Here is a 6,629-nt window from a genome sequence, read left to right on the forward strand (position 1 = left end):
TCATTATTGTTCGAAAGCTCATGAAATAGCGAGCGTTCAATAAATCTGGAAGGGCCTACCCTGCAAGATGACGTAATCTGATTTCTCTTCTCTGGAACATGTGGAGGGATGCGGCTGATCGAGCGACACTGCAGTCACGAAGCCCTAAGTTCTGTGTGAAAAGCCCTGATACTCGGTGATGCTGCGTTGATAACAGCCCCGGAATGCTCATTTACAACCCATAAGCTCCGCTTCCTCGGCTGTTTCGACTTGCCTGATCTTCGCCTCAAGACTTTTCACACAAATTCTATATAGGAGTGAAATGGGCCTGCTGCTGTGGACCAGTCGACACAACTGGTTCAGAACAACCCTTTCACCGATCAGAACACCGACCACCCAATCCGTGAACTAAGCAACTCCAGCGCCGCCATCCCGGCCAGCGAGTTGCCCGTCGCATTCAGCTCCGGCGACCACACGCACACCGTGAACTGCCCCGGCACGACCGCCACGATCCCGCCCCCCACGCCACTCTTGCCCGGCAGCCCCACCCGGTAGGCAAAATTCCCCGCTTCGTCATACAGCCCGCTGGTGGCCATGATCGAGTTCACCTGCTGGGTCTGGCGCGGGGTCAGCACCTGCTCGCCGCTGTGCTTGCAGAACCCATCGTTGGCCAGGAAACAGAACGCCCGGGCCAGGTCGAGGCAATTCATCTGCAGTGCGCAGTAGCTGAAATAACTGCGCAGCACCGTCTCCACTTCGTTATGGAAGTTGCCGAACGATTGCATCAGGTACGCCATGGCCGCGTTGCGCGCGCGGAACTGGTACTCCGAATCCGCAACGCGGGCATCGATGGCGATATGCGGATTGCCCGACAGCCGCCGTACGAAATCGCGCATCGACAACGTCGGGGCCGCGAAGCGCGACTGGTTGATATCGCAGATCACCAGCGCACCCGCGTTGATGAAGGGATTGCGCGGGCGGCCGCGCTCGAACTCCAGCTGCACCAGCGAGTTGAACGGCTGGCCGGAGGGCTCATGGCCAAGCCGCTCCCAGATGGCTTCGCCGGAGTGGCCGATTGCCTGAACCAGGCTGAACACCTTGGAGATACTCTGCACCGAGAACGGCACCAGGGCATCGCCTGCGCAGTGGTAGCTGCCATCGTTGCCGTAGACGGCGATGCCCAGTTGGTTCGCCGGCACATCGGCCAGGGCGGGGATGTAGTCGGCCACTTTGCCTTTGCCGATCAAGGGGCGTACTTCTTCGAGAATCTCGTTCAACAGCGTTTGCATGGGAGGCCCTGTATCAGTTACCCGGAGACGGCTTGGGGTCGCATTCTTGACGTAGGTTGGGTGGGAGAGATCACACATTTGGGGAGAAATGGCAGTGCTGGCACTCGCACCTCTGAAAACCCGAGACGTTGGCCAAGGCGACTATCTCCTGAGGCATACCTCGCCTGGAGGGAGCACAAAGTTGTTCTCGCCATCAACGAAATACAGTAGCTTCACGTGAAGCGCCGCTTGGTGAAGAACAAGCTCGGCTTGCTTCAGTTCGAAGGTACGAGTGGCTAGCTGGCTTTCGAGCACATAGCGAACAGTGAATGCGTCGTCGACGGCATGTAAGGGGAGCACTGTGCTCGAGCTGGAGAAGCACCAGATGTATACGAAGTTGCGAGGGATAGGTTGCTGGATGAGTTGTTGTGGCGGTATGTGGATTGATTTGCTTAAGCTCGAAACGCAGCGGGTCACCAGCGCAACCCCGCTGCGGGCATTTACCAACCTCCAGCACGCGGTATCCGACCACGGAGGTCAGGGTGTGCGTGCAGTCGATCAGTTAACCGGGACGAGTCGCTCGCGCTGAGCAGCGGTCAACTCGTCGATAACGCCAACTTTCAGGGGCTGTTCGCCGGCCTCTGCCAACGGCTTGCCCATATCAGCAGAAGCGGTCTCCGGCAGCTTGTACATGGCGCCCGTAAGCGGATCGACAATGAGCATGCCGATAAGGCCGCCGATCAAGATATTCCCCCAGTACCAACCGCTGAGGCTTGAATCCAGTTCCACGGTCTTATCTGGGTAGCCTTCCTTTTTGAATCGTAGGGTATAGGTCTGCCCCGAGAAATAGCCTTTACCCGACTTCAGGGTAACGGTACTTGGAGTATTGCCAGTGTGTACGACGGTACCGTTCTTGTCAGTGATTTCAAATGACGCACCAACCGGCGCACTGGATACCGCTACAGGATATCGCGACTCTCCAACGATGCTCGCACAACCCTGAGTACCCACCAAAGCTATGGCGACCGCTGCCCCAATCAACTTCCGAACCATCATCAGGAGTGCTCCATTGCGCCGTCATTGGCAAGGCCGGTCATCGGCCGAGCGCAACTATATCCAAAGTGACATCACTTTGATACTACTGACCACGCCATCCATGAGTCACTCGTTTGCAGGCCATTTCAAGCGGTAAAAGTCCGCCCTGCAACACACCTTCACGCCCCCGCCCATCCGCCACCTGATACTCATCAGATCCCGGCATCAAGCCCTGTAAGGAGCACGCACGCTTACAGACCACTCAGAATTCTCCTACGCCCTTTCTCATTCCGTCTGTAAGAAGTATGGTGTCGAGCATCCGCAATGAAGGCTAAACGGTGGCTCACATCCGCCCTGTTGGCCTGCCAAAACAGGACGCTCTAGTGACAACCCCCGCCGCTTCATCCCAGCTCGTCGATACCACCCGCCTGGCCCAGGCGCTCGAGCAGTTCGCCAGCGACCGCAACTGGGCCCAGTTCCACTCGCCCAAGAATCTGGTCATGGCCCTGAGTGGCGAAGTCGGCGAACTCAACGAGATCTTCCAATGGCTCAGCGAAGACGCCTCCAAATCCGCCGCCCATAACCCGGAAACCGCCCAGGCCGTCGAGGAAGAACTCGCCGATGTCCTCATGTACCTGGTCCGCCTGGCCTCTGTCCTCGGCGTCGACCTGGACGCCGCAGCCCAACGCAAGTTACGCCTGAACGGCGAAAAGTACCCGGTCGAAAAGGCCCGCAATTCCGCCAAGAAGTACGACCAACTCTGATTGCCAGTTTCAGTAAGGAAGATGGATCTTGATCGTTTACCAAGCGACCAAAGCGCAGTTTCTGCACGATAACGACTACAAATTCATCGAAAAAGTCATTGAAGAGGAATATAACGCTACGACTGGCAAGTCAGTGGCAGCCTCTGAGAAAAATGCCTGGAAGAACTCCCTGAAGGAGATGGCCAGGGTACTCGAAGACACCGAGCTACCTGAGACGATGGGCGTAGCGGTAGAGCTGCATATCCCCCAAACCTCGAAGCGGGTCGATGTAACCCTGACTGGCTTCAACGCCGCCCACCAGCGCAGTGTTCTATTGGTTGAACTCAAGCAATGGAGCGAAGCGAAAGCTACCAGCAAAGATGGCATGGTCCGCACGGTGCTGGGCGGCAATGAACGTGAAACCGTGCACCCCTCGTATCAAGCCTGGTCCTATGCCAGCTTGCTTCATGGTTTCAACGAAGCCGTTCACACCGGTGGCATCAAGGTGAATGCCTGTGCCTATCTGCACAACTACGTATCTGATGGTGTGCTCGACGCCCAGCAGTATGAGCATTACACCAGCCGGGCTCCGCTGTTCATGAGGGGCAAAGAGCAGCTGGAGCAGCTGCGTGCATTCATCAAAACGCACATCACCGAGGGTGATGAGCTAAGTACGCTGCACGAGCTGGTAAACAGCCCCATTCGCCCTTCGAAGGTACTGGCTGATTCACTGAAGGCCAATCTGAAAGCACAACCTGAACTCATTCTGATCGACGACCAAAAAGAAATCTTTGAAGCTGCGAAGGCCGCTGCCACCGCCGCACTTGCCGATAAACCGCGGGTGGTGATCATCCAAGGTGGCCCCGGCACCGGTAAAACGGTCGTAGCGCTCAACCTGCTGGCAAAGCTCAGCCTCAAAGGCTTGAACGGCAGGTACGTGTCCAAGAACGCCGCGCCACGCAAAGTCTATGAAAGCAAGCTGGTGGGCAAGGACCTGATGAAGCGCAGCGAGTTCTCCAACTTGTTCGCAGGGTCAGGCTCCTTTGTCGATACCGGCACCAATGCCTACGACTTCCTGGTGGTCGACGAAGCCCATCGCCTGAACGAAAAAAGTGGCCTCTACGGCAACCTGGGCGAGAACCAGATCAAAGAGCTGATCAACGCCTCGGCTTGCACCATCTTCTTCATCGACGAAGATCAGCGCGTCACCCTGAGCGACATCGGCAGCCGAGAAGCAATCCGCGAATTTGCCGAAGCCAAGGGCGCAGAGGTCGAGGAATACACCCTCGCCTCCCAGTTCCGCTGCAATGGCTCGGACGGTTACCTGGCCTGGCTGGACGACGTGCTGCAAGTACGCCCGACCGCCAACCGGTACCTGGACAGCAGCCTCTACGAGTTCAAGGTTTTCGGCACGCCCGAAGCCCTTCACGCGGCAATCAAAGAGAAGAACAGCCACAACAAAGCGCGTGTGGTTGCGGGTTATTGCTGGCCCTGGACCAGTAAGAAAGAACCTTCGGCTGATGACATCGTCATTGGCGAACACTACCGTCGCAAATGGAACCTCGACCAAGACGGCAGCTTGTGGATCATCGCGGAGAACTCGGTCGAGCAGGTCGGCTGCATTCATACCTGCCAAGGGTTGGAAGTCGATTACATCGGCGTGATCATCGGCCCGGATCTGGTGATTCGCGATGGCCAGGTGTTGACCGACCCAAGCAAACGGGACAAGCAGGATCGATCTATTCGGGGCTACAAGACTCGCATGAAAACGGCCCCCGAAGAGACCCGTGAGCTGGTCGACCTCATCATCAAGAACACCTACAGAACCTTGATGACACGTGGGATGAAGGGTTGCTACATCTACTGCAGCGACGAACAGACTGCGCAGTACTTCCGCAGCCGGGCGAGACTGATCGATCTGATTGCGCCGAAGGCAGAAACGGAGTTGCTAGCCTCCGTATCTTGAGCGGCGGGAATACGGGCCGGTTTGGCGAAAGCCAAACTGCTCGGACCCGATGCGGGATGAAAGCAAAAGGCCCGAGCGTGCTTTCAAGGCGAAGCTTCGTGCGCATCCGACCAGATAACAGCCTGCGCCACGATCACATCCTTTCCGTTGAACGTGAGTGCAGGCCCGCCATGGAGTTGATATCCCAGCTTCAAGGCATCACTGACCTTGTGGCAAAAGGAGGCATCGTCGGGGCCGGTCAGCACCCGGTAAATCGGCAATCCATCCGGTGGTTGAGTCATCTGTTCGGTCCTTGCGGTAGTAAGTGTATATTTCGAGAGTACTGTTAACTATTGGGGTAAGGCTACCCGCCAGATCATTTCCGAAACAGTCCCGCGATACATGCTGTTACGTCTAACGGCTAAAAAAATCAGACTTAGCCCCTTCCTTGTAGGACCTTTCCCAAAGATACTGCCGACGCCCATTTTTCGTTGCACATGGTCAATGTGGATCCTAGTCTCGGTCGGTCGCTGCCAATTCAGCGACCGACCTTGACGGGCCGTTGATCGTTGTTCGTGTGCATACGCTTATGGCGGCTGTACGTACGGGCACATTGAGTGCGCCGAGTGCCAACGATCTCGGTCCGTCAACCTACGTACAGCTGCCACCCTTCTTGCTTGACGGCTAATTGGTGTGCAGCTCAACCATCGTTGGAGCACCTGCATGCTGAAGATCGTCCCCGATCCACCTCACAACACACTCTCCCTGGAAGACACACTGATTCAGGCTACGGACTACGCGCTGTGCGCGGCTGCCGTGGTGCATCAGGCATTGTTGTTGCAGCCCAAGTCACCAGCGTCGATTCTGATGATGACATCGATACATGAGATGGAAGCGCTTCGGGCTTTGCTTGAGTCTGCGTTGATCCAAATACAGATGCCCGCTGAGCCAAGGACATTGCACTAAGGCTTCAGTGATGTGGTACCTGGGCTAGCCCTCTCGCCAGTACGGCAGCCCCACTGGGGCCAAAGCTGCCAAATCCTAAAGCCCATGCAGAAACTGCAGGGCTTGCCAGCGAGAGGCCGGCCCAGGCAAAGGAAATGTCAGGGAGATTGAACAATGACCGCAGACGACACCAACTTCACAGTCGGCAAAACCACCTTCTACCAAGGTGAAAACCAGACCCATCCCCTCTTCCGTATCGAACCCGGCATCCCTTGCCAAAGCGCCCGCGAACAGGCCTCAGAACTGATGGGCTACGTCCGCGACATGACCATCGACGGCCTGATGGAAGACAAACCCCAACTGCTCTGGGCCTCGCACTACCTCAGCGCCCTGGCCAAGGCCCTGCTTGATGATGCCGAACTGGGCATGATGAAAGATTGAAACAGACTCACCCCTCAGCACCAGCACCGCCGCTCCACCATGTGGGAGCCGCGCTTGCCGGCGATGGGCCGCAAAGCGGCCCCACAATCCAAGCCCCTGCTCCAACCTCTAGGCTCTGTACGAAATCCCGAGAAACCTAATCTTCTCTCCTCCAGCGCTGAGATTTTGTAGAGTCACGCGCCATTAACGGAAAGGAATTCTGTGATGGCAAGGCGCTACGAACTCACGGACGAGGCCTGGGATGTGGTCTCCGATCTCTTCATCGAAACCCAT

At 56.8% G+C, this 6,629-nt stretch carries 7 protein-coding genes; 4 read left to right on the forward strand and 3 right to left on the reverse strand.

All coding sequences use genetic code 11. The features are described 5' to 3' along the window. Positions 1–359: 359 nt before the first annotated feature. Entirely contained in the window at positions 360–1,268 is a 909-nt protein-coding gene (gene glsB / locus ACIP21_RS26015) for a glutaminase B (RefSeq protein WP_400693973.1), read from the reverse strand. A gap of 537 nt (positions 1,269–1,805) precedes the next feature. After that, positions 1,806–2,303: a hypothetical protein gene (locus ACIP21_RS26020; protein WP_400693976.1), complete on the reverse strand. Its 498-nt coding sequence runs from the start codon at positions 2,301–2,303 to the stop codon at positions 1,806–1,808. A gap of 362 nt (positions 2,304–2,665) precedes the next feature. On the opposite strand from ACIP21_RS26020, the gene ACIP21_RS26025 reads away from it, so the two are divergent. Both ACIP21_RS26025 and ACIP21_RS26030 read left to right on the forward strand, forming a co-directional pair. Beyond that, positions 2,666–3,046 (forward strand): nucleotide pyrophosphohydrolase, encoded by a 381-nt coding sequence (locus tag ACIP21_RS26025; RefSeq protein WP_400693979.1) that lies wholly within the window; start codon positions 2,666–2,668, stop codon positions 3,044–3,046. A gap of 28 nt (positions 3,047–3,074) precedes the next feature. Next, positions 3,075–4,991: a DNA/RNA helicase domain-containing protein gene (locus ACIP21_RS26030; protein ID WP_400693981.1), complete on the forward strand. Its 1,917-nt coding sequence runs from the start codon at positions 3,075–3,077 to the stop codon at positions 4,989–4,991. An 83-nt stretch (positions 4,992–5,074) separates the two neighbouring features. Here ACIP21_RS26030 and ACIP21_RS26035 read toward each other — a convergent pair whose 3' ends face one another. Beyond that, positions 5,075–5,272: a DUF1737 domain-containing protein gene (locus tag ACIP21_RS26035; RefSeq protein ID WP_400693984.1), complete on the reverse strand. Its 198-nt coding sequence runs from the start codon at positions 5,270–5,272 to the stop codon at positions 5,075–5,077. Between the two features lie 421 nt (positions 5,273–5,693). Here ACIP21_RS26035 and ACIP21_RS26040 point away from each other — a divergent pair, with 421 nt between their 5' ends. Both ACIP21_RS26040 and ACIP21_RS26045 read left to right on the forward strand, forming a co-directional pair. Then, positions 5,694–5,936 (forward strand): hypothetical protein, encoded by a 243-nt coding sequence (locus ACIP21_RS26040; RefSeq protein ID WP_400693986.1) that lies wholly within the window; start codon positions 5,694–5,696, stop codon positions 5,934–5,936. A gap of 153 nt (positions 5,937–6,089) precedes the next feature. Next, complete coding sequence (locus tag ACIP21_RS26045; protein WP_400693989.1) at positions 6,090–6,356, forward strand: DUF3077 domain-containing protein; 267 nt, start codon at positions 6,090–6,092, stop codon at positions 6,354–6,356. Positions 6,357–6,629 lie beyond the last annotated feature (273 nt).

Source organism: Pseudomonas sp. NPDC089401 (assembly GCF_044749485.1).
In the GTDB taxonomy this organism is placed as follows: Bacteria; Pseudomonadota; Gammaproteobacteria; order Pseudomonadales; family Pseudomonadaceae; genus Aquipseudomonas.

Coding starts and splice junctions, on each gene's coding strand:
- glsB (WP_400693973.1), bottom strand. CDS start 1,268: ATGCAAACGCTGTTGAACGAGATTCTCGAAGAAGTACGCCCCTTGATC.
- ACIP21_RS26020 (WP_400693976.1), bottom strand. CDS start 2,303: ATGATGGTTCGGAAGTTGATTGGGGCAGCGGTCGCCATAGCTTTGGTG.
- ACIP21_RS26035 (WP_400693984.1), bottom strand. CDS start 5,272: ATGACTCAACCACCGGATGGATTGCCGATTTACCGGGTGCTGACCGGC.
- ACIP21_RS26040 (WP_400693986.1), top strand. CDS start 5,694: ATGCTGAAGATCGTCCCCGATCCACCTCACAACACACTCTCCCTGGAA.
- ACIP21_RS26045 (WP_400693989.1), top strand. CDS start 6,090: ATGACCGCAGACGACACCAACTTCACAGTCGGCAAAACCACCTTCTAC.